Consider the following 23,733-nt stretch of genomic DNA (forward strand, 5'->3'; position numbering starts at 1 on the left):
CATGGAAAGCGCGAAGCTTTTAGAAGCAATTATTGATCATGCAATCGATGGAATTATTACCATCGATAATCGGGGATTGATTGAATCTATTAATCCAGCGGCATGTAACTTATTTGGTTATAGTGAAGAAGAAGTCATCGGCAATAATGTTTCGATATTAATGCCCGAGCCAGATCAGAGTCTCCACGATAGCTATATCGATAATTATAAAAGAACAGGGCATAAAAAGATCATCGGAATAGGAAGGGAGGTTCTAGGCAGAAAGAAAGATGGAACCACCTTTCCTTTTCGTTTAGCTGTAAGCGAAGTCTGGTATAAAAATAGAAATATCTTCACAGGCTTTATCCATGATATTACAAGAGAGAAAGCTGCGGAAAACCGGTTGAAGAAACATGCAGTCGAGCTAGAACAAAAGGTAAGTGAAAGAACGAAAGACCTGATCATGCTGGTATCGGAATTGGAGAAAACAAAGGCCGAAGTTTCAAAATCTTTAGAAAAAGAAAAGGAATTGGGGCAGTTGAAATCACGATTCGTTTCTATGGCTTCACACGAATTTAGAACACCATTGAGCTCGGTACAACTATCGGCATCACTGATCGATAAATATCTCGAAAAACCTGATTTTGCAAGTGTCATGAAACATACAAGTAAAATCAAAAATTCGGTGCAACTGCTCACCAGTATATTAAATGACTTTTTATCGCTGGAAAAATTAGAAGCAGGTGTTGTTACGGTCAATAAACAGATGATCAATGTCGTTGAGCTTGCTGAAGAAATTACTGAAGAGATGCAGTTGATCTGTAAGAAAAATCAACATATCGTCTACCAACACACAGGAGAGGTCGGTGTATTTTTGATGGATGCTAATTTGTTGAAGAATGCAGTTGTAAATTTGATTTCAAATGCAATAAAATATTCTGGAGAGGATACATTCATCGAATTTAATACCATCATTGAAGGAGACTCCTGTATCATAACAGTTCGCGATAACGGTATAGGTATTCCAGAGGAAGAACAAAAGAACCTCTTTGAACCATTCTTTAGAGCGCATAATACAGGAAATATTCCAGGTACTGGTCTTGGATTGAATATTGTAAAACGTTATGTGCATCTGATGGATGGAGTGATGGAATATAAATCGGCATTGAATGAAGGAACTTTTTTAAAGATGGTATTTACTCAAAATAAATAATTGGAGGTGGAAAAGAAAACAATACTTATCATAGAGGATAATACAGATATAAGGGAAGGAACAGCAGAGATTCTCGAGTTAACTGGGCGCTATGATGTGCTTTCTGCAGAAAATGGTCGGATTGGTGTCGACCTAGCAATGGCTCATTTACCCGATTTGATCCTATGCGATATCATGATGCCTGAACTGGATGGATATGGGGTTTTGTATATTTTAAGCAGACATGAAGAGACGGCTCATATTCCGTTTATTTTCCTGACAGCAAAAGCAGAGCGTTCGGATATGCGCAAAGCAATGGAGCTTGGGGCAGATGACTATTTAACAAAACCTTTCGATGATGTTGAACTATTGAATGCCATTGATGTACGTTTTAAAAAAAGAGGACAGATCGGAGAAGCAATAGCCATTAAAAACTCATTGTATTTAAGTCCTGAAGAACAAGATTTTCTATTAAAAGAACTTATTGAAAAATCTCGTGTCAAAGTATTTAAAAAAAAGCAATCCATTTACGAAGAGGGAGATTCTCCGGTATTTGTCTATTTTGTGCTGAGTGGACAAGTCAGAAGTTTTTTATGTTATACAGATGGACGCGAGCTCTCCACAGACATGCAATCTGCAGGTGCTTATCTGGGGTACGAAGCCATGTTGCTGAATGAAAAATATTCGGACAATGTGCAGGCAATAGAAAAAACTGAGATTGCGCTAATCACCAAAGAAGATTTCTTTGAATTGCTGTATCGAAAACCTTTGATCGCGGGTAAATTCATTAAACTGTTGACAGGCAATATCAGAGAAAAAGAAGAACAATTGCTGGCATTCGCTTACGATACCGTTCGTAAAAGAATTGCCAATGCGCTCGTTAGTATTGCTGAAAAAACGGTTGATACATCTGTCAAAGACGAATGTGTGATTCAAATATCAAGAGAGGGAATTGCAACAATTGCTGGCACGGCAAACGAAACAATCTCAAGAGTATTAGCTGATTTCCGAGATGAAAATTTAATCGCAAAGGAGAAGAGTGCGATACGTATTTTCTCTATTAATAACCTGCGAAAAGTTAAGCAATAACATTCCTGTTGTTTTCTTAATAAATAAGGGCTGAATCCATCGTGGATTCAGCCCTTATTTATTAAGAACTGATTTTTAATGACACTCTATATTGTGACGTAAATCACATTTTAAGCTGATGAACTTCATATACAAATATTTGTAGACTATTTACTTTTGTACTAGTTCGGAATTAGAATATCAAAAAAGATAGCATGAAAGTAGTTGTTTATAGTATTCAGGCCTTTGAAAAAGAGTTGTTAGCAATCGCTAATGGTAAAATGCATGATTTGACCTTTATTGCTAATGGGCTTAATGAAGAAACAAAAGTCTATGCTACAGGAAAAGACGTGGTGATCATATCTGCCCATGATATACTAGGAGCCTCGATGTTGCGAACTTTAAAAAATATGGGTGTCAATCGTATTTTGACACGTACCTTAGGTACAGGACATATTGATTTGATCGAAGCTGGAAAGTTGGATATACAGGTTGCCAATACACCTTATGAGGATCAAACTCCAAAAGGGATTGCAGAGCAAACGATTCGTAATTTAAATCTTTGGGGTGCAGGTAAATGTGTCGGAACCGCTTGTTGTTGTCTAAAAGACTGTGGAGTGAAATTATAAGATGATCATGAAAACGAATAGTGTAATAGCAATACAAGATCTTGTGCGAAAATATAATGTTGCCGCACCGCGTTATACCAGTTATCCAACAGTTCCATTTTGGGATAATGACCAATTTTCTACTGAGGGATGGATGCAAAGTGTATATCATACTTATCAAAAGTCTAAAGACTCTGGAATAAGTCTATATATTCATTTGCCCTTTTGTGAGAGTCTGTGTACCTATTGTGGTTGCAATACAAGAATAACCAAGAATCATAAAGTTGAGTTGCCCTATATCGATAGTTTACTGAAAGAGTGGGGGATATATACAGCAATATTAAAGGAAGGTGCGCCTTTGATTTCTGAAATTCACCTCGGTGGTGGGACCCCTACTTTTTTTGCTCCAGAGCATTTAGCGAAATTGATCAATGGTATTTTATCTCATGCACAAATAGCGGAAGACGCTTCCTTTTCATTTGAAGCACATCCTGGAAATACGACTTTTGAACACCTCGATGTGTTGTATCAATTGGGATTTCGAAGATTAAGTTTAGGGATTCAAGATTTTGACCCATTGGTCCAATTTACGATCAATAGAAAACAAGATGTCGCAGATGTGAGGCGCGTCATGCAAGAAGCGCGTAAGATTGGATATACTTCGATTAATTTTGATTTAATATATGGTTTGCCTAAACAAAATTTACAAACTATCACCGAAACGATAAAAGAATCCTTAATCCTAGATCCAGATCGTATTTCTTTTTACAGTTATGCACATGTTCCATGGATCAAGCCTGGCCAACGCCACTATACAGAACTAGATTTACCGCAGGGAGAAGAAAAGTTAGCTTTATATACGCAAGGGAAGAAACTGATACAAGAAGCAGGGTACCTCGATGTCGGAATGGATCATTTTGCAAAACCCGAAGATGAATTGTTCATCGCATTCCAAGAAAAAAGACTTCATCGTAATTTTATGGGATATGCAGATCGCTATCGCCCTTTACTCATTGGTTTAGGAGTTTCTTCCATCAGCGATTCATGGGATGGTTTTGCACAGAATGTCAAGCATGTAGAAGAATATCAACAGTTGCTAGATCAAGGTCAATTGCCTGTGGTCAAAGGTCACCTGCTCGATGCAGAAGATGTCATCATAAGACGATATATTTTAGATCTGATGTGTAAAGGTGAGACCCAATTGATCGAAGGCTTTTTGGGTAACGATACGATTGTGAAAAAATTACAAGAAATGATCGATGAAGGAGTCGTTAAGATGGATTCAGATCAGATTATCATCACTTCTTTAGGTAAATCCTTTCTTCGAAATGTATGTATGGCATTTGATCTGAGATTACAAAAATCAAAAAGTGAAATGCAACTATTCAGTCAAGCGATTTAACGATTAAAAGATGGTGGAAACGAAAGAGATTCAAGTAGCGCAACATTGTTTTCACTGTGGTGATACAATTGAGTTAGCCGGCTATCAGTATGCTGAACATGATTTTTGTTGTTTAGGCTGCCAAACGGTTTATCAGATTCTTAACGAAAATAACATGCAAAGTTATTACCGTTATAATCAGCATCCGGGAAAGTCCAAACAGGGAAAAACCGCCGATTTATCGTATTTGAATGAGGCTGCCATAGTTGATAAATTGATCGATTTTAAGGATGAGCAGATCACCATCATTACTTTTTACATACCCGTTATACATTGTAGTTCCTGTATATGGTTATTAGAAAATCTATATAAAATCAATCCGCATGTGATCTCCTCGAAGGTTGATTTTATGAAAAAGCAAGCTAGCATCACATTTAAGCATACCGATTTATCCTTATATCATCTTGTTGAACTGTTGGTGAGTATAGGCTATGAGCCCAAGATCACTTTACAAGATGTGGTTAAAGAAGGTAAGAAGGTAAATTCAAACCCATTGATCGCTAAGATCGCAGTGGCAGGATTTTGTTTTGGAAATTCTATGATGTTGAGTTTTCCAGAATATTTTGGACTTGCAGGTTTTGAAAAATCATACTCGGTATTTTTTGGATATGCCAATCTTTTATTTACGTTACCTGTACTATGCTATAGTGCTTCTGATTATTTTAAATCCGCATTTTTAAGTATCCGTCAAAAAAGATTGAATCTCGACGTTCCTTTGGCACTCGGGATCTTTATACTATTTCTACGCACTGCTTACGAAGTGATTTCACAATCAGGTGCAGGTTTTGGAGATACACTTTGCAGCTTGGTATTTTTTATTTTAATTGGCAAGTGGGTGCAAGAAAGGACGTATTATCATATTTCTTTTGAGCGTGATTATCGAAGTTATTTTCCCGTAGCGGTAACCACTATACAAGAAGGAAAAGAGAAGGCAATTCAACTTGCAGAACTACAGGTCGGTGACCGGATATTAGTTCGTAATAACGAAATTATACCAGCTGATGCCGTTTTGCTACATGGTGAAGCATGTGTTGACTTCAGTTTTGTGACCGGCGAATCTAAACCTATCACCAAGATATTAGGGGAGGTGATCTATGCTGGCGGCCGTCAAATGGCAGAAGCAATTGAACTGGAAGTGGTCAAATCTGTATCGCAATCTTATCTGACCAAACTTTGGAATAACGATAATTATAAGCAATATGATCGCCAATTTCAGACGTTTATTAGTTATATCAGTAAATATTTTACGATTGCTTTATTATTGATTGCCATATCAGCCACTGTATTTTGGATGGTAGGACAGGATCCTAATAAAGCATGGGGCGCATTTACTGCTGTTTTGATTATTGCCTGTCCATGTGCTTTAGCTCTCAGTTCACCATTTACGTTGTCAGCAGCACTAAGTGTCTTCGATAGAAATAAGTTTTATGTCAAAAATACAGATGCTATCGAGCAGATGGCAGCCATTGATACTATTATTTTTGACAAGACCGGTACGATTTCCTCACCATCAGTTAGTGGTATCGCTTTTGAAGGCTTTTTGACACAGGAGGAAAAAGTATTGGTATATTCTGCTTGCCGTAATTCAAGTCACCCCTTGAGTCGAGAAATTGTAAAGTGGTTAGATCATATAGAACCGATCCCTGTGGATCGATATGAAGAAAAGATAGGAGAGGGATCCATAACACAGATCGGAAAATATACGATCAAAATCGGAAGCGCTCGATTTGTGAATGCACCCAAAAATACAGAAGAAGCATCCTATGTGTTCGTATCCATCAATGATAAAGTGAAAGGTAGCTTTGCTATGGAACAATCCTGGCGAACAGGACTTTCCGGTATTATCCATGATTTAAAAAATTATGACCTGCATCTTATATCAGGTGATAATGATCGAAAAAAAGAGGTGCTAAAAGAAATTTTTCCATCAACAACACGCTTACTTTTTAATCAGTCTCCACAGAATAAATTGGATATCATCCAAATGTTTAAAGATAAAGGAGGTCATGTTTGTATGATTGGAGATGGTTTGAATGATGCTGGAGCTTTAAAAGCTGCTGATTTAGGAATAGCCGTAAGTGACGATATTAATAATTTTTCACCTGGTTGCGATGCTATTTTGGATGGTGCCGCTTTTCAAAAATTACCCCAGTTTTTTGCGTTTAGTAAAGATGCGGTACGCGTCATTCATCTGAGTTTTTGTATTTCATTGTTTTATAATGTGATCGGATTGAGTTTTGCCGTTCAGGGAGAAATGTCGCCGTTATTTGCTGCGATACTGATGCCAATAAGTACGGTGACTATTATATCTTTTACGAGTTTATTGACGCGCTGGTTCGCAAAAAGACGGGGATTATAAGTATTTTTTACTAATTTGAAATAGTATTATGAGTATCATCTTTATGTTAATTGGATGTAGTGTATTTGTCGCGTTATTGTTTTTAGGAGCATTCTTTTGGGCCAATAAAACGGGACAGAATGACGATACCTATACGCCATCAGTTCGTATTTTATTTGACGATGATATCGAAGAGATTGATTCCAAGCAGGAGGACGGAAAATCGTTCCACTAATATGCTGTTAGCGGCTTTTTCGTATTTTGCCTTGGTCTGTTATCAATACATAGTGATACAGCGGAAATTTTTTTGCTAGTTTTAGACCTTCCTTTTGACCCATCACCATAATTGACGTACTCAATGCATTGGCAAACTCAGCAGAAGGGCCATAGATGGTCACGCTAGTTAGTCCAGTTGCTGGATACCCCGTCTTAGGATTGATGATGTGCGTATACCTTTTGTTCCCAATTTCCGCATATTTTTCATAGCTTCCGGAGGTCGCGACCGCACTTTCTTCCATCTGGAGTATTTTAATTGTTTTGTAAGCCTTAAAAGGATTTTTAATCCCGATTAACCACGGAGTATGATTGGGCTGATATCCCCAAGTTGATAAATCGCCTGAGGCATTGACGATCCCGGCTTGAACTGATTTTTTTTGCATCAAAGCTCTACCCATGTCGGCAGCATATCCCTTACCGATAGATCCAAATCCAATTTTCATACCTGGCATGGATAAGTAAATCGTGCAATTGGCACTATCCAATACAATATGTTCATAGCCCACCTTTTCTACCGATTTACGGATAGCGCCTTCCGATGGCAATTCGTTCATTGTCCCATCAAATCGCCATATTTTATCTAAAGCAGCAATACTGATGTCAAAAGCACCGTTTGAATTTTTGGAGTATTCGATTGCTCTTGTGGTTAAATCAAAAACTTCACGATCGACCTTTACAGGCTTAATGCCGGCGTAGCGATTGACTTGTGAAATTTGAGTTTCAGGTCTCCATTCGGAAATCAGATTTTCAATACGGTTGACCTCCGATATCACCAAATCAATATGTTTTCGTACGGTTGCGGTATCTTGGTCTACAATCGTTATCTCAAATACGGAACCCATTAATGTAACTTGCTTTTTTAACAAAACTTGCGCATTACTCAAATGGCTGATCAGTAAAAATAGGAAGATATAACAAAACTTCATGATTTTTTGCTGTTAGGATTAATAACAATCGGTTAGAATCTGATTTTTATCCTTATAATACTGAAGTGTTTTGCCTTTTTGAGATGGTGCGATTCCTTCCAGAACCTGCTCAACATCTCGCTGCATATGAAGCGATCCACAGATCATAATAACACCACCATTTTCTAAATGTTCTAAAAAAAGTTGAGCATCTTGCTGGATGAGATCCATCACATATTGAGATTTTGATTCTCTTGAATAGGCAAAATGACATGTTTTTAAATGCTTTTTTTCAATTTCCTCTTGAGCAAATTCTTGATACCGCTTTGTGACAGTATTGTTATACCTAAAACCAGCATATAAATGAATTGGCGTTTTCTTATTGTTATTGATCATTCCTAAGAATGGTCCTATACCGGTTCCATTGGCAATCATAATGACAGCAGGAGCCTTTGGAAAATGAAATTCGGGATTACTCATGATGCGCGCATGTATAAAATCATTTTGCTTTAGATCGTAAAGGAAGTTTGATCCCAATCCATTAGGATGGAGTTTTACTTCCAGCTGAATCATTCCGTCATACTGACAGATCGAATAAAATCGCTCCCTATGATCATTTGTAGGATATATGGCCAAAAGATCGCCAGATTGAAATTTGACATTTGCAGTAGGTTTCAATATCACCGTAAAGGTAGCCTGGTCTTCTGTTGTTTTTTTGACAACTTTAAGTTTTTTTAGCCCCACAACTTTTGTTTGGTACACGGATGGTGCAGTTGCTAGTGCGAGGCATGATTTTTCACTCCATTGATGAACCCAGTTCGTAAACTCATGTATTGATCGATCGTTTACTTTATGTAGATCGAGAAAACGAGTTGCCCACTGTTGTGATGCCAGAACTTGATCCACACGTTCTGCATAAGCGCAATAATCTGGATAAGCTTGTGAGCCGAAGCCGATGACACTGTATTGTAGCTGTTGTTCTTGAGGAGTTTTTAAAAGTAGCTCTTCAAACTTCGATGCACCCGTTGGTGCTGTCCCTATACCATAAGTAGAAGTGAACACCAAAAGATGTGCTGCATTTGGATACCTTTGATATTGGTTCATCACAGCTATAAAGGAACGTTTGCCATCTGCTAGTAATTGTTTATGAATTTGGTTTGCAAAAAATAAAGTGCTACCATTTTCTGAACCCACTAAAATGACGATTTCAGCCTCATCCGCTTTATACTTATTTTTAATTTTTGTTTTCGTTCTTCTAAATGTGATAACAAATCCGGTATAGATAAAAAAGATGATATTTAAGGAGGCAAGACCCAAAATGATTGCCCATATCACATTTGTCCTTCCCGTATGAATATCGAGACTTAACTTTTCAAGTGCTGCAGTGTAAGGATACTTGGTTTCTGTTACTATTGCCCCATTAAATTGATTAACAGTGACTACGCGATCCTTAAATTTTAGCGTGTAGAATTCCTCTGGGTCATCATCCATAAATGGGAATTCGATTTTTTCAATATCAGCTAATGTATGCTGTTTAAAAATCTTAAAATCTTTAAATTCAATTTTATCAGTATCAGTCTCAGCGGTATGTTGGATATTTGCATTCGGTTTTTTCATGAACTCCATTCTGGCCATAAATAAATAGGTACCCGTTAACGCAATTATTAGAATAGGAATTAGGAAAAACCGGCCACTGACAACATGGAAATATTGTGCGAAGAAGTCTCGGTTAATTTTAGAAAAGAAATGACGTAGGCCTTGCTGGCGTTTAAGAATAAGGACGACACCACTTAAGGTAATCAATAAGAGTATAAAAGATACTACACCTACTATGATTCGTCCTGTCTCATGGAGAAATAAGGATCGGTGTAAAGCTGTTGTCCATTGAATGAATTGACTTTTGGGTGTTATCTCACCTAAAATCTTCCCCGTTTTTGGGTCAATATAGCCTTTAATTGTATTACCCTCTTCATCTAAAGCATCGATACTAACAAAATGATTATGGTCAACTGCTATTTCAATGATTTCGGGATAGACCTTTCGCAGTTCAGTGATGGACTGCGAAAGGTTTATTGTATTGAGATCTGCTACTTGGTATGCTTGGTTTTTTTCGTTAACTGCATCGATCGCCAATATAATTCCGGTAAAGGAAAGAATAAGTAAAAATAGGGATGATACTATCGCAAGAGCTAAATGTGCATACCTCCAGATGGATAAAGTCATTTTAATTATTGAACTTTATTTAATTTTACAAATTTAATATAACCTTTTCCGCTAGCGCGCTCAGCTAACGCTTCTGTTGTCAATGGAATTTCAACATCGGTGACATGGTATTTTTGTTCTTCAACAGCTGATTCAAAGCGCAACTTATATCCTTTGTTTAATTTCGTGTCATCTATTTCGATCGTTCTCATTGCACGGTCACCACCACCAACAGAAGCACCGGTGATGGCACTCAATTTAACATTCGATTTTGTTTGAAATTTATGCCATTCTTTCAATGTATTATACCATTGCTTATCTGGTCCTAAAACAGAAAGTGTCTTTTCATAAGCTCCTTTCGGGTTAATTAATGAGATGATGATATATGCACCTTCACCTTCATAACTATTCATTTGGATCATGCATTTGAACTTACTCGATTGTGCAAATGAATGAGAACTAAAAAGAGTAACAAAGAATAAAAGAAGTAGAAATTTTATAGAAATTTTCATGCTATTATTTTAAGAAATCAATGGAAACATTGTTTTTTGTTAGAAATTCATTTTCTTTTGCTAGATCGTATGCTGTTTCATCAAAAGATGTGATCAGATCTTTTTTAGCACCTAACGAAATCAATTCTTTAAGAACAGCATCATCTTTAGCAATTAGTGCAGCTTTATGTAATGGGCTCATTCCGTCATTATCTTGTGCATTAATATCAATCCCTAATGCAGCAACTCTTTTGATTAAATTTAAGTTTTCTTTGGCAACCGCTAAATGTAAAAGAGAGCTTTTATTTTTTTGTAAATCTGTAACATTTAAACCATTATCTTGTAATAAGGTTAATTTTTCTTCAAAACTATGATCTTGAGAAGCACGTTGACCAGTCTGTCCTTGTGGGGCATTTTCGGTATATGAATTTAACCAATAATACGCCAAGTTATTTCCGTCCTTATTGATGATTTTGATATCAGCACCATTTTTTAACAATAGGGACACAATTTCAGAGGAGCCGTTAGCAATGGCTTTTGTCAATGCGGATTCTCCTTTGTCATTGACTGCATTTACTTGAGCTGTTTTGGATAATAATAATTCAATCAATTTAGCATCTTTACCTGCAGCAGCAACCATAAGAGCTGTATTTCCCTCATTGTCGGCTTTGTTGACATCTACATTTTTAGACAAGAAGTAATTGATGACTTCCATATTTGGTCTGCGTACTAATGCCTGTAGGATTGTTGCACCGTCTTTATTAGTCGCTTTCGGGTCTAGTTTTAGTGTTTCCACCAAGTATTTGTAAGTTTCAATGCCGTTAGTAATCTGTCTTGATCCTTGTGTAGCGAAGAAAAGAGCATTGTTTGTTGGCTTTACACCTCTTTTAATGAGTTTTTCAATGATGTCAACATGGCCTAGTTTTGCCGCATAATCAACAGCGGTTCTACCAAAGTTGTCCTGATCTGATAAGGATAATCCTTTAGATATAAAGTAATCAGTAATACTTAAATCTTGGTCTGCAGCCACCGACAATAATAATAATGTAGCGCCATCCTCATACTTTTGTTTAGGATCTACACCAGCTTTAAATAGAAGATCATACACAGCTGTGTTTTTATTTCCTGTTGAAGCGGCATAAGCTGCAATTGGGAAACCATGGCTATCTTGGTAGTTGACATCAGATCCTTTCGATATTAAATATTGTACGAGTTCTAGATTTCCTGTTGATGCAGCCCAGTGCAAATAACTACGGCTGTGATGCGTCTTTTTAGTAACACTATTGCCTTCTTGTTCAATTAAATATTTAATGACATCGTTTGGAGCTTTATTTAATATGGCAGTAGTGACAGGGTCAAATGAAGCTGCATTCGGTTTTGATGGGCTATTTCCTTTCGCTATTTCAGTTTTTACAGCATCCAAATTGGGCGAGCCTTTCCAGAAATCAGCATTCATTAATGAATTATTATTTTGGGCTTTTCCATAAAGAGCAGATAATAATAGGGCTGCTAGAAAGATCTTTTTCATATTATTGATTTAAATACCTCGATATATTGAATTTATTTATACTAAATCTAAATAGAGAGCAAATCTATAAAATATAATGTAATTTTTAGAAAAAAAGTAAAATTTATTGCAAGTGGTTGCTATATATTATAATAATATGCTACAAAAGGATATAGATAATATAGATATGGTAAAAAATTAGTTCTCTAAGTTTTAAACACTATATAATAAGAATCAATGTACCTATGTCGTGTTCCAGTATAAAAGCATACCAAATTCTAACCAACTTCGTATTTAACACCGGTATAGTAGGGGGATAACAGGGGGTTTATAGGGGGTTAGTAGGGGTACACCCCTACTAACCCCCTATAAACCCTAAGTAATGTCTGGTGTATTCCCCGTTTAATGGTGAATTTGGTAAGTAGTTGGTCAGGATTTGTCTTTAAGATCTGGTATATATGGTAAAGTAACTGAGGGATCGAGTAAAGCAGTCACATAATAAAAGGGTAACGCAGTGATCGAGTAACCAAATGACGGAGTGATCAAGTGACATAGTAACCTAGTAGCGGATTGACCCAGTAACCGAGTAACGCAGTATTTGTGTGAAGAACCCATATATGAACGGGTGACGGGCGTGTCCGCACACAGATGATCCCAGACCAATTAACGATGTGATCCATAGCAAAAGCTAATCCATATCCGACCCAGCATGATCATCACGCGGCATCCAGATAAATTATCGGTCACATTTCTAGCCCTTTACCGTGCCGCGGTAAACTATTTCCGGAAAACATTAGGAAGTGAAGGATAAAACTTCCTATCTTTGCACCACTCCGCAAGGGAGGAACGGCTGATCCGAAAGGAGAGGTACTGAAAAAAGAAGGGTTTAATTTAGTTTAAACGCAGAAACGAAAGGAAAACGAAAAAATAAATTTTCACATTTATTTTGGAGATACCAAAAAGATTTCTACCTTTGCAGTCCCAACGGAAACGAAGGGGAAACAGACAAGACCGATACCGGCGCAATGCCGACATCATATAAAGCCGAAGCGAGATGCGGGAGCGAAGAAAGTTCTTTAAAAATATAATCATGTAACGTAACGAGTAGTGTTGAGAAACAACGAAAGTTAAAAAAATCAACCTGTTCAATTTTAGAATTAGAAATAAAATACAAGACAATTCTATTTATTATAAATAGTCTTGATCTTACACTTCATTTTACAATGGAGAGTTTGATCCTGGCTCAGGATGAACGCTAGCGGCAGGCCTAATACATGCAAGTCGGACGGGATTGGGATTAAAGCTTGCTTTGATTTCATGAGAGTGGCGCACGGGTGCGTAACGCGTGAGCAACCTACCCATATCAGGGGGATAGCCTCTCGAAAGAGAGATTAACACCGCATAACATCATTTACCGGCATCGGTTGATGATCAAATATTTATAGGATATGGATGGGCTCGCGTGACATTAGCTAGTTGGAGGGGTAACGGCCCACCAAGGCTACGATGTCTAGGGGCTCTGAGAGGAGAATCCCCCACACTGGTACTGAGACACGGACCAGACTCCTACGGGAGGCAGCAGTAAGGAATATTGGTCAATGGAGGGAACTCTGAACCAGCCATGCCGCGTGCAGGATGACTGCCCTATGGGTTGTAAACTGCTTTTGTCAGGGAATAAACCTTTCCACGTGTGGGAAGCTGAATGTACCTGAAGAATAAGGATCGGCTAACTCCGTGCCAGCAGCCGCGGTAATACGGAGGATCCAAGCGTTATCCGGATTTATTGGGTTTAAAGGGTGCGTAGGCGGTCCTATAAGTCAGTGGTGAAAGACGGCAGCTTAACTGTCGCAGTGCCTTTGATACTGTAGGACTTGAATCTATTTGAAGTGGGCGGAATAAGACAAGTAGCGGTGAAATGCATAGATATGTCTTAGAACTCCGATTGCGAAGGCAGCTCACTAAGTTAGTATTGACGCTGATGCACGAAAGCGTGGGGATCAAACAGGATTAGATACCCTGGTAGTCCACGCCCTAAACGATGATAACTCGATGTTTGCGATACACAGTAAGCGTCCAAGCGAAAGCGTTAAGTTATCCACCTGGGGAGTACGGTCGCAAGATTGAAACTCAAAGGAATTGACGGGGGCCCGCACAAGCGGAGGAGCATGTGGTTTAATTCGATGATACGCGAGGAACCTTACCCGGGCTTGAAAGTTAGTGAATGATCCAGAGACGGATCAGTCCTTCGGGACACGAAACTAGGTGCTGCATGGCTGTCGTCAGCTCGTGCCGTGAGGTGTTGGGTTAAGTCCCGCAACGAGCGCAACCCCTATGTTTAGTTGCCAGCACATTAAGGTGGGGACTCTAAACAGACTGCCAGCGTAAGCTGTGAGGAAGGTGGGGACGACGTCAAGTCATCATGGCCCTTACGTCCGGGGCTACACACTTGCTACAATGGATGGTACAGCGGGCAGCTACATAGCAATATGGTGCTAATCTCTAAAAGCCATTCACAGTTCGGATTGAGGTCTGCAACTCGACCTCATGAAGTTGGATTCGCTAGTAATCGCGTATCAGCAATGACGCGGTGAATACGTTCCCGGGCCTTGTACACACCGCCCGTCAAGCCATGAAAGTTGGGGGTACCTAAAGCATGTAACCGCAAGGAGCGTGTTAGGGTAAAACCGATAATTGGGGCTAAGTCGTAACAAGGTAGCCGTACCGGAAGGTGCGGCTGGAATACCTCCTTTCTAGAGCATTCAGGATTGAAGCTCGTTACGTACACACATGGTTTATATAAGAAACAAACAAGAGACAAAACATTTGAAGAAATGTGCCCATCCCTGATTGGATGGTCCAGAGAGATAGAAAGATAAGCTAGTCCCGTAGCTCAGTTGGTTAGAGCACTACACTGATAATGTAGGGGTCAGCAGTTCAAATCTGCTCGGGACTACCAAAAATACACGGGGAATTAGCTCAGCTGGCTAGAGCACCTGCCTTGCACGCAGGGGGTCATCGGTTCGACTCCGATATTCTCCACAGGTTTGCCCGGACGCTAAGATACTGCGTTCATATACAGGCATACAAAGAGTTCTTTGACATATTGAAAGAAAAAAAATTACAAGAGAAGACAACAGTAGAGACAATACTGTGGTGTGCCCGATGTATTATGAAGACCCTCGGTCAAGGCCGAACGGATTAATGCGTAGCATCATGGTTATATATCAAAAAGCAACCCATAGTAGCAAAAGGGCTATGAGGTGAAGAAAGTAAATAAGGGCACACGGGGGATGCCTAGGCTCTCAGAGGCGATGAAGGACGTGATAAGCTGCGATAAGCTTCGGGGATTAGCAAATGTGAGTTTGATCCGAAGATTTCCGAATGGGGCAACCTAGCATACTGAAGGTATGCTGTAAAATACGCGAACGCGCTGAACTGAAACATCTAAGTAGGCGTAGGAGAAGAAAATAATAATGATTTCCCAAGTAGTGGCGAGCGAACGGGAAAGAGCCCAAACCAACTTTGTTACGGCATGGTTGGGGTTGTAGGGCTGCAATGTGGCATTAGCAAACAGAAGTGGAATGGGATGGGAAGCCCAGCGATACACGGTGATAGCCCTGTACACGTATAGAATGCTAGCCTAGCAGTACCCTGAGTACCGCGGGGTCGGAGACGCCCTGTGGGAATCTGTCAGCACCATCTGATAAGGCTAAATACTCCTGAGAGACCGATAGTGAACTAGTACCGTGAGGGAAAGGTGAAAAGAACCTCGAACAGAGGAGTGAAAAGAACCTGAAACCGTGTGCTTACAAGCGGTCGGAGCTGGCAGGTCCAGTGACGGCGTGCCTTTTGCATAATGAGCCTACGAGTTACTCTTGTCTGGCAAGGTTAAGTGGTTCAGCCACGTATCCGAAGCGAAAGCGAGTCTTAATAGGGCGCATAGTCAGATGAGGTAGACGCGAAACCTTGTGATCTACCCTTGGGCAGGTTGAAGTTGCAGTAACATGTAATGGAGGACCGAACCGATAAACGTTGAAAAGTTTCCGGATGACCTGAGGGTAGGGGTGAAAGGCTAATCAAACTGGGAAATAGCTCGTACTCCCCGAAATGTTTTTAGGAACAGCGTCGGCATGGAGTCTTATAGAGGTAGAGCTACCGATTGGGTGCGGGGGAGTCAAATCCTACCAAATCCAGACGAACTCCGAATGCTATAAGATATGGCCGGCAGTGAGGCTTTGGGTGCTAAGGTCCAAGGCCGAGAGGGAAAGAACCCAGACCATCAGCTAAGGTCCCTAAATATACGCTAAGTTGAACTAACGAGGTCCGATTGCCTAGACAGCTAGGATGTTGGCTTGGAAGCAGCCATTCATTTAAAGAGTGCGTAACAGCTCACTAGTCGAGCGATCGGGCGTGGATAATAAACGGGCATCAAGTGTATTACCGAAGCTATGGATTCATACTGAAATATGTATGTCTGGTAGGGGAGCATTCTATTTACGGCGAAGCGGTCTGGTAATGGGCCGTGGAGTGGATAGAAAAGCAAATGTAGGCATAAGTAACGATAAGGCGGGTGAGAAACCCGCCCACCGAAAGACTAAGGTTTCCTGATCAACGCTAATCGGATCAGGGTTAGTCGGGGCCTAAGGCGCATCCGAAGGGAGTAAGCCGATGGACAACTGGTTAATATTCCAGTACTTTTTATAACTGCGATGTGGTGACGGAGTAGTGACACTGCCGCGAACTGACGGAATAGTTCGTTGAAAGGCGTAGGTATAGGGACGGTAGGCAAATCCGCCGACCCTGCTGAAACCCAATAGTACAGCAAAGCTTCGGCGGCGCTGATAGAGCAGGTAAACAGACTTCCAAGAAAACCCGCTAAGCTTCAGGTTATAAAAACCCGTACCGTAAACCGACACAGGTAGTCGAGGAGAGAATCCTAAGGTGCTCGAGTGAATCATGGCTAAGGAACTCGGCAAAATGGCCCTGTAACTTCGGGAGAAGGGGCGCTTCCTCCAGCAATGGAGAAGCCGCAGTGAAAAGGCCCAGGCGACTGTTTAACAAAAACATATGGCTTTGCAAAATCGAAAGATGAGGTATAAGGCCTGACACCTGCCCGGTGCTGGAAGGTTAAGAGGGGATGTCATCGCAAGAGAAGCATTGAATCGAAGCCCCAGTAAACGGCGGCCGTAACTATAACGGTCCTAAGGTAGCGAAATTCCTTGTCGGGTAAGTTCCGACCTGCACGAATGGTGTAACGATCTGGGCGCTGTCTCAGCCATGAGCTCGGTGAAATTGTGGTATCGGTGAAGACGCCGATTACCCGCAACGGGACGGAAAGACCCCATGCACCTTCACTATAGCTTAACATTGGAATTGGGTACAGGATGTGTAGGATAGGCGGGAGATGTTGAAGTGGCTTCGCCAGGAGTCATGGAATCAACCTTGAAATACCGCCCTTTCTGTATTCGGTTTCTAACTCGGTCATGCCGAGGACATTGTTTGGTGGGTAGTTTGACTGGGGTGGTCGCCTCCAAAAAGGTAACGGAGGCTTTCAAAGGTAAGCTCAGTACGCTTGGTAACCGTACGTGGAGTGCAATGGCATAAGCTTGCTTGACTGTGAGACCAACAAGTCGAACAGGGTCGAAAGACGGACATAGTGATCCGGTGGTTCTGTATGGAAGGGCCATCGCTCAAAGGATAAAAGGTACGCTGGGGATAACAGGCTGATCTCCCCCAAGAGCTCATATCGACGGGGAGGTTTGGCACCTCGATGTCGGCTCGTCACATCCTGGGGCTGGAGAAGGTCCCAAGGGTTGGGCTGTTCGCCCATTAAAGTGGCACGCGAGCTGGGTTCAGAACGTCGCGAGACAGTTCGGTCCCTATCTGTTGTGGGCGTTGGAAGTTTGAGTGGATCTGTCCTTAGTACGAGAGGACCGGGATGGACTGACCGCTGGTAAACCAGTTATGCCGCCAGGTGTACGGCTGGGTAGCTACGTCGGGAATAGATAAGCGCTGAAAGCATCTAAGTGCGAAACTAGCCACGAGATGAGACTTCCTTATAGGGCCGTAGTAGACTACTACGTTGATAGGTTGCAGGTGTAAAGGTAGAGATATCATAGCTGAGCAATACTAATCACCCGAAGCTTTCTCAAGCAACGCAGACACTGTTGTCTTCCTCTTTTAGTTTTTCTTTCAATTGTCTATAGATTGGTATGTTGGATGGGATATTGTATCTCATTTGTATGACTAATAAAAACATTTTAGGTGCCTATATCGGCGGTGTCTACCTCTTCCCATTCCGAACAGAGCAGTCAAGCCCGCCAGAGCCGATGGTATTGCCGTAACAGGTGGGAGAGTAGGTCGGTGCCTTTTTTTATACAGAAGCCCTTGCTAAGCAGCAGGGGCTTTTTTGTGCGCTAAACTTTTTCTGTCTTTCGGATGCAGCATAGCCCAATCTCATTGCTTTAGAACAAGCCATTCCGCTGCTACAGTATAATCAATACCACTGACGCAGCAATTAACAATCCTGCTGCCGCAGATAACCCCTTTCACAGTCAAAGATATCGACTTGCTACGGCAGTACTGCAGAGGGAGCACACTTACATTTCTTCTCCTTCATGTCCGAGCTGGTTCTATATATGGCTATTGGCGGCACGGTTCCACTTCAAGCTCATCCTCCATATCCACGGTAGGCAACTCCTGCTTTTGAAATACGCTTATAGCTCACCCCGTGAACTGCCGTAGAATCGGTGATATCCTGCTTTCTATTCATCTAGCTGATCTATCCTGCTAGTTAGCTGATGATCCTGTAGGTGAATAAGCCTATTGGTAATGCATAAGTTGAGTATCTTCTTTCATCATGTCAATAACATTCAGACCAATGTTAAAGTCATATAGCTTAGTATTTCATCGTTCTAAGTACAACATATTGACCTATAAAATCAATAAATTCTACCACGATTTATACTAATTGCTATTTTAATATTTAGACTCGGACAAATTCGTTACATGTGTGTGATAAAAGTGTGACGAATGTTATTTTTTTTGGTTATCGTCATCATTCTAATGTCATAAAACAAGCTCTACTTTTGATTAAGAAATCAATATTATAAGTAATGCAGTTAGAGCAGTTTAATTATGACAACAAGATTGTCAGAAATTTCGGTATCGCTACCATTATTTGGGGGATAGTTGGTATGTCCATCGGACTACTTGTAGCTACTCAACTGGTATGGCCTGCGATGAATTTTGGAATTCAATTTTCCACTTTTGGTCGAATCCGACCTGTTCATACAAATGCGATTATCTTCGCGTTTGTCGGTAATGCAATTTTTATGGGTGTTTATTATTCGTTGCAACGTGTGTTAAGAGCACGTATGTTCAGTGATGCACTCAGCAAGATTCATTTCTGGGGTTGGCAGTTGGTCATTGTAGCTTCGGCTATTACATTACCTCTTGGCTTGACGACAAGTCATGAATATGCGGAGATGGAATGGCCTATTGATCTTGGTATCACAATAATTTGGGTGGTATTTGGTATCAATATGTTTGGTACAATTATAAAACGTAGAGAGCGACATATGTATGTAGCGGTCTGGTTTTATATTGCCACATTTGTTACTGTTGCCGTATTACACATTGTCAACTCTGTGCAGCTACCTGTATCGGGTTGGAAAAGTTATTATGTGTATTCTGGTGTTCAAGATGCATTAGTACAATGGTGGTACGGACATAATGCTGTTGCATTTTTCTTGACTACTCCTTTCTTAGGTATGATGTATTACTTTTTACCTAAAATGGCAAATCGTCCTGTTTACTCGTACAAATTGAGTATTCTTCACTTCTGGTCATTGATCTTCATTTATATTTGGGCTGGTCCCCATCACTTATTGTACACTGCTCTTCCGGGCTGGGTTCAATCTTTAGGTGTAGCATTTTCCATTATGTTGATTGCTCCGAGCTGGGGTGGTATGATCAATGGTTTATTGACACTTCGTGGGGCATGGGACAAAGTACGTACTGAGCCCATTCTCAAATTTATGGTGGTTGCCCTGACCTGTTATGGTATGGCTACTTTCGAAGGACCTATGCTGTCGCTGAAACAAGTGAATGCAATTGCCCATTTTACAGATTGGATAGTAGCTCACGTACATGTTGGCGCTTTGGGATGGAATGGATTTATGACTTTTGCAATTTTGTATTGGTTGATCCCGCGTATATATAAGACAGAGTTGTATTCTAAAAAATTGGCTTCTGTTCACTTTTGGATCGGTACACTTGGAATTTTATTTTATGCTATTCCGATGTACTGGGCTGCAGTAGTGCAAGGTTTGATGTGGAAAGAATTTACACCAGAAGGTGTGCTGAAGTATCCAAATTTCCTTGCAACAACATTGGAAATTATCCCTATGCATATGATGCGTGCTGTCGGTGGTGCGTTATATCTGAGTGGCGCTATTTTAATGACGTTCAACTTAGTAAAAACTATGCGCCAAGGTAAGTTATTGGCCGATGAACCTGCTCAAGCACCTGCTTTGTTGCCGGTGACGACCAATGAACAATCTAAGCATAGACGTTTGGAACGTAAACCCGTTATGTTTATGGTATTGGCATTGATTGCTATTTTGATCGGTGGTATTGTGGAGATGATCCCTACATTTACGATTTCTTCTAACATACCAACTATCGCAAGTGTAAAACCATATACAGCATTGGAACTCCAAGGTAGGGATCTATATATTCGTGAAGGTTGTGTCAACTGTCATACGCAATCGATTCGTCCATTCCGTTCAGAGACTGCACGATACGGTGAATATAGTAAGGCGGGTGAATATGTTTATGATCATCCATTTTTATGGGGATCAAAACGTACTGGTCCAGATTTACATCGGATCGGTGGCAAATATCCAAATAAGTGGCACTTTGATCACCTCTTAGATCCAACGATCACTTCTCCTGGTAGCATTATGCCTACGTATCCTTGGTTGATTGATCAAGAATTAGATAATTCTTTGCTGACAGCTAAATTGGAAGCCATGAAAAAATTAGGGGTTCCTTATACAGATCAACAGATTGCTCAAGCTCAGTCAGCTTTAGATAAACAAGCTCAGGAGATCGCTGCTGATTTGAAAAAGAATCAAGTAAATGTATTGCCAAATCGTGAAATTATAGCCATGATTGCATATTTACAACGATTGGGTACAGATATTAAAGCTGAACCCAAAGTGGCTGAAAAAGTTGATGAACTCAATTAAAATAAAGGATTATGTTCAAACAGATAACAAATTTAAATGGTAGCGAACTGTATCTGATCGCTTCATTATGGATATTTCTAGTATTCTTCATTATTGTCGGAATTATGTTATTCAGAATGAATAAAGAGCATATTTCATATATGAAGGAACTTCCGTTCCAAGAGGATGATATTAATAAAAGTGAGTCATCAGATAGTTTATAAATATGAGTTTATTTTTAAATATTACAGTTTTAAATGCGGCAGCATGGGGCATTGGCTCAGGCAATATGTATCAAGATATTTTAGTTGTTGTACTTATTGTTGTCATGCTTGCTTTACTAGCTACAGCATTGATCGTGAATAAGGCCATGCGTTCTATTCTGCGCATCACAATGCCGGAAGTTTTAAAGGAAGAACAACTAACTAAAGTTAAGAGAAAAGAGTCGCGAAAAGCTTCTTGGAATAAATTATTGGGTTTACGTCCAATTTCTGAAGAGAAAGACTTGATTATCGACCACGAGTATGATGGAATCAGTGAATTGGACAATCCGGTACCTATTTGGTTCAACGCGCTGTTTTATTCGACCATGACTTTCGCAGTTGTTTATATTCTGATCTACCATGTATTTGGCTGGGGACTTAATCAGAATCAAGAGTACGTTCAGGAGATGGAAAAGGCGGAAATTGCAAAGCAAGAGTACTTAGCTCAGGCAGCCAATTTAATTGATGAATCTAGTGTACTCTTTGATGAGACTAAGGTTGCAGCTGGTCATGCTGTCTTTCAGGCCAATTGTGTCGCTTGTCATGGTGGAGCTGGAGAAGGCGGTATAGGTCCAAACTTAACGGATAAATTTTGGCTACATGGCGGCGAAATTAAGGATATTTTTAAAACGGTTAAATATGGTGTTCCTGATAAGGGGATGGTCCCTTGGGAACAGACATTGACTCCAGGACAGATTGCCGAGGTGAGCAGTTATATTATTTCCCTCCGTGATACAAAACCGGCAAATCCAAAAGAACCTCAAGGTATTGAGGTAGCATATCAAGCTGCAGATGCGAAAGCTGCCGCAACAGATTCTACAAAAGTTCAATAACATTATATTTATGAAAGCAGTAGCGACAAATTTTCCTGAGACTCCGAATAATAATAAGACAAAACGTGCCTGGATATATGCAAAGAAGCCTTCGGGACAATTATATGTGATAAGGCAATGGGTCGGGTATGGGTTGCTACTGTTTTTATTTGCAGCTCCTTTTATAAAAATAGGAGGTGAGCCATTTTTGATGTTCAACATCTTGGAACGGAAGTTCAGTATTCTAGGAAGCATTTTTTATCCTCAGGATTTACACATTTTTGTTTTTGGGATGTTGATCGTGATGGTTTGTGTTGTTTTATTTACTGTTGTTTTTGGTCGTATCTGGTGTGGCTGGACTTGTCCTCAAACGATTTTTATGGAGCTGATTTTTCGGAAAATTGAGTATTGGATTGAAGGGGATTGGCAGCAACAAAAAAAATTGAATGAAGGTCCTAATACTGATGAGAAGAAATTTAAAAAGATATTAAAACATAGCATATTTCTATTGATTTCATTTTTAATATCCAATATCTTTTTATCCTACATCATTGGAGTAGATGCGCTTTATAAAATTGTTACCGACCCGCTGGATCAGCATTTGGGAGGATTATTTGCTATTACCATTTTCACCTTTGTTTTTTATGCTGTATTTGCCCATATTAGGGAAATTGTCTGTACCACGATCTGTCCATATGGAAGGTTACAGGGTGTATTGCTCGATGATCAAAGTATAACCGTCGCTTACGATCATCGTCGTGGTGAACCTCGTGGTAAACAAAAAAAGGATATACAGGAAGTAAAGGGAGATTGCATTGATTGCCAAATTTGTGTTCATGTGTGTCCTACTGGCATTGATATTCGAAATGGTTTGCAAATGGAGTGTGTGAGCTGTACGGCTTGTGTGGATGCTTGTGATGCTGTCATGGAAAAAATTGGTAAGCCTAAAAAGCTGATCGGTTTTTATACGATGGGTGAAATTCAAGGAACTGTCACTAAAAGAAGTAATACAAGAGCGATCGCGTATTCGGTTGTATTAGTGGCATTGATCTCTGTTTTTGTTTCGCTGATCATAATGCGTTCAGATGTCGGTGCTACTTTATTAAGAGCTAAGGGAAGTTCCTATCAATTACGGGATGATCAGACTATCAGTAATCTATATTCACTCGAATTAGTAAATAAGAGTGCATCAGAAATGCCGTTCAGATTAGTTCCTGAGGATAAAAAATTAAAAATTCAGGTTGTAAATCCGATAAAGACATTGGCTAAAGGTGGAACTGCCTCATTAAGCTTTTTCCTAATCATTAATAAGGATGATGTGGAGAAATATAAGGAGAACGTGAAAATAGCTGTCTATTCTGGAGATCGAAAAGTTGAGACACTTAAAACGACATTTATTGCTCCTCCTGGTATGTAAA

14 protein-coding genes, 2 tRNA genes and 3 rRNA genes are annotated in these 23,733 nt (G+C 40.0%); 15 read left to right on the top strand and 4 right to left on the bottom strand.

The window, feature by feature from the left end; all coding sequences use genetic code 11:
- Position 1: 1 nt before the first annotated feature.
- From AC06G9_RS04580 to ccoS, 6 genes are all read left to right on the top strand, one after another.
- Positions 2-1,192 carry a PAS domain-containing sensor histidine kinase gene (locus AC06G9_RS04580; RefSeq protein WP_293924407.1) on the top strand — a complete coding sequence of 397 codons (1,191 nt, stop codon included), beginning with the start codon at positions 2-4 and terminating at the stop codon, positions 1,190-1,192.
- Positions 1,193-1,198: 6 nt separating this feature from the next.
- Entirely contained in the window at positions 1,199-2,260 is a 1,062-nt protein-coding gene (locus AC06G9_RS04585; protein ID WP_045755389.1) for a response regulator, read from the top strand.
- 194 nt (positions 2,261-2,454) lie between these two features.
- Positions 2,455-2,868 carry a Rossmann-fold NAD(P)-binding domain-containing protein gene (locus tag AC06G9_RS04590; RefSeq protein WP_045753460.1) on the top strand — a complete coding sequence of 138 codons (414 nt, stop codon included), beginning with the start codon at positions 2,455-2,457 and terminating at the stop codon, positions 2,866-2,868.
- 7 nt (positions 2,869-2,875) lie between these two features.
- Positions 2,876-4,249, top strand: a complete 1,374-nt coding sequence (gene hemN / locus AC06G9_RS04595) for an oxygen-independent coproporphyrinogen III oxidase (RefSeq protein WP_293924405.1) — start codon at positions 2,876-2,878, stop codon at positions 4,247-4,249.
- Between the two features lie 10 nt (positions 4,250-4,259).
- On the top strand, positions 4,260-6,647 hold the full coding sequence (locus AC06G9_RS04600) for a heavy metal translocating P-type ATPase (RefSeq protein ID WP_480957603.1): 2,388 nt from the start codon (positions 4,260-4,262) through the stop codon (positions 6,645-6,647).
- A 28-nt stretch (positions 6,648-6,675) separates the two neighbouring features.
- Positions 6,676-6,861, top strand: coding sequence for a cbb3-type cytochrome oxidase assembly protein CcoS (gene ccoS / locus AC06G9_RS04605; protein WP_293924402.1), 186 nt, complete (start codon positions 6,676-6,678; stop codon positions 6,859-6,861).
- A gap of 7 nt (positions 6,862-6,868) precedes the next feature.
- Here ccoS and AC06G9_RS04610 read toward each other — a convergent pair whose 3' ends face one another.
- From AC06G9_RS04610 to AC06G9_RS04625, 4 genes are read right to left on the bottom strand one after another with little or no spacing between them, the layout of a single operon-like run.
- Entirely contained in the window at positions 6,869-7,828 is a 960-nt protein-coding gene (locus AC06G9_RS04610; protein WP_045753458.1) for an FAD:protein FMN transferase, read from the bottom strand.
- An 18-nt stretch (positions 7,829-7,846) separates the two neighbouring features.
- Positions 7,847-10,030, bottom strand: a complete 2,184-nt coding sequence (locus AC06G9_RS04615; RefSeq protein WP_480957604.1) for a PepSY domain-containing protein — start codon at positions 10,028-10,030, stop codon at positions 7,847-7,849.
- Between the two features lie 5 nt (positions 10,031-10,035).
- The gene (locus AC06G9_RS04620) at positions 10,036-10,521 is read right to left on the bottom strand and encodes a DUF2271 domain-containing protein (RefSeq protein WP_045753456.1); all 486 of its coding nucleotides are present in this window, start codon (positions 10,519-10,521) and stop codon (positions 10,036-10,038) included.
- A gap of 4 nt (positions 10,522-10,525) precedes the next feature.
- Entirely contained in the window at positions 10,526-12,028 is a 1,503-nt protein-coding gene (locus AC06G9_RS04625) for an ankyrin repeat domain-containing protein (RefSeq protein WP_293924396.1), read from the bottom strand.
- 1,199 nt (positions 12,029-13,227) lie between these two features.
- Between AC06G9_RS04625 and AC06G9_RS04630 the strand changes: the two genes are divergently transcribed.
- The 9 genes from AC06G9_RS04630 (at position 13,228) to ccoG (ending at position 23,732) form a co-directional block, all read left to right on the top strand.
- Positions 13,228-14,757 (top strand): 16S ribosomal RNA (locus tag AC06G9_RS04630).
- 129 nt (positions 14,758-14,886) lie between these two features.
- Positions 14,887-14,963: transfer RNA gene (locus AC06G9_RS04635), tRNA-Ile, on the top strand.
- Between the two features lie 9 nt (positions 14,964-14,972).
- Positions 14,973-15,046, top strand: a tRNA-Ala gene (locus AC06G9_RS04640).
- Between the two features lie 224 nt (positions 15,047-15,270).
- Positions 15,271-18,159, top strand: a 23S ribosomal RNA gene (locus tag AC06G9_RS04645).
- A gap of 108 nt (positions 18,160-18,267) precedes the next feature.
- Positions 18,268-18,379, top strand: a 5S ribosomal RNA gene (gene rrf, locus AC06G9_RS04650).
- The 16S, 23S and 5S rRNA genes sit together here with 2 tRNA genes alongside, the layout of an rRNA operon.
- 743 nt (positions 18,380-19,122) lie before the next feature.
- Positions 19,123-21,261: a cytochrome-c oxidase, cbb3-type subunit I gene (ccoN, locus tag AC06G9_RS04655; RefSeq protein WP_293923928.1), complete on the top strand. Its 2,139-nt coding sequence runs from the start codon at positions 19,123-19,125 to the stop codon at positions 21,259-21,261.
- 11 nt (positions 21,262-21,272) lie between these two features.
- Positions 21,273-21,464 carry a hypothetical protein gene (locus AC06G9_RS04660; protein WP_045753281.1) on the top strand — a complete coding sequence of 64 codons (192 nt, stop codon included), beginning with the start codon at positions 21,273-21,275 and terminating at the stop codon, positions 21,462-21,464.
- Between the two features lie 2 nt (positions 21,465-21,466).
- Positions 21,467-22,336, top strand: coding sequence for a cbb3-type cytochrome c oxidase N-terminal domain-containing protein (locus AC06G9_RS04665; protein WP_480957605.1), 870 nt, complete (start codon positions 21,467-21,469; stop codon positions 22,334-22,336).
- A 10-nt stretch (positions 22,337-22,346) separates the two neighbouring features.
- The gene (ccoG, locus tag AC06G9_RS04670) at positions 22,347-23,732 is read left to right on the top strand and encodes a cytochrome c oxidase accessory protein CcoG (protein WP_346570274.1); all 1,386 of its coding nucleotides are present in this window, start codon (positions 22,347-22,349) and stop codon (positions 23,730-23,732) included.
- Position 23,733 lies beyond the last annotated feature (1 nt).

It is taken from the genome of Sphingobacterium sp. MAE (genome assembly GCF_056711605.1).

Bases quoted from the DNA above. Each gene is read 5' to 3' on its own strand.
- AC06G9_RS04580 (WP_293924407.1), top strand. From the start codon at position 2: ATGGAAAGCGCGAAGCTTTTAGAAGCAATTATTGATCATGCAATCGAT.
- AC06G9_RS04590 (WP_045753460.1), top strand. From the start codon at position 2,455: ATGAAAGTAGTTGTTTATAGTATTCAGGCCTTTGAAAAAGAGTTGTTA.
- hemN (WP_293924405.1), top strand. From the start codon at position 2,876: ATGAAAACGAATAGTGTAATAGCAATACAAGATCTTGTGCGAAAATAT.
- AC06G9_RS04600 (WP_480957603.1), top strand. From the start codon at position 4,260: ATGGTGGAAACGAAAGAGATTCAAGTAGCGCAACATTGTTTTCACTGT.
- ccoS (WP_293924402.1), top strand. From the start codon at position 6,676: ATGAGTATCATCTTTATGTTAATTGGATGTAGTGTATTTGTCGCGTTA.
- AC06G9_RS04610 (WP_045753458.1), bottom strand. From the start codon at position 7,828: ATGAAGTTTTGTTATATCTTCCTATTTTTACTGATCAGCCATTTGAGT.
- AC06G9_RS04615 (WP_480957604.1), bottom strand. From the start codon at position 10,030: ATGACTTTATCCATCTGGAGGTATGCACATTTAGCTCTTGCGATAGTA.
- AC06G9_RS04620 (WP_045753456.1), bottom strand. From the start codon at position 10,521: ATGAAAATTTCTATAAAATTTCTACTTCTTTTATTCTTTGTTACTCTT.
- AC06G9_RS04625 (WP_293924396.1), bottom strand. From the start codon at position 12,028: ATGAAAAAGATCTTTCTAGCAGCCCTATTATTATCTGCTCTTTATGGA.
- ccoN (WP_293923928.1), top strand. From the start codon at position 19,123: ATGCAGTTAGAGCAGTTTAATTATGACAACAAGATTGTCAGAAATTTC.
- AC06G9_RS04660 (WP_045753281.1), top strand. From the start codon at position 21,273: ATGTTCAAACAGATAACAAATTTAAATGGTAGCGAACTGTATCTGATC.
- AC06G9_RS04665 (WP_480957605.1), top strand. From the start codon at position 21,467: ATGAGTTTATTTTTAAATATTACAGTTTTAAATGCGGCAGCATGGGGC.
- ccoG (WP_346570274.1), top strand. From the start codon at position 22,347: ATGAAAGCAGTAGCGACAAATTTTCCTGAGACTCCGAATAATAATAAG.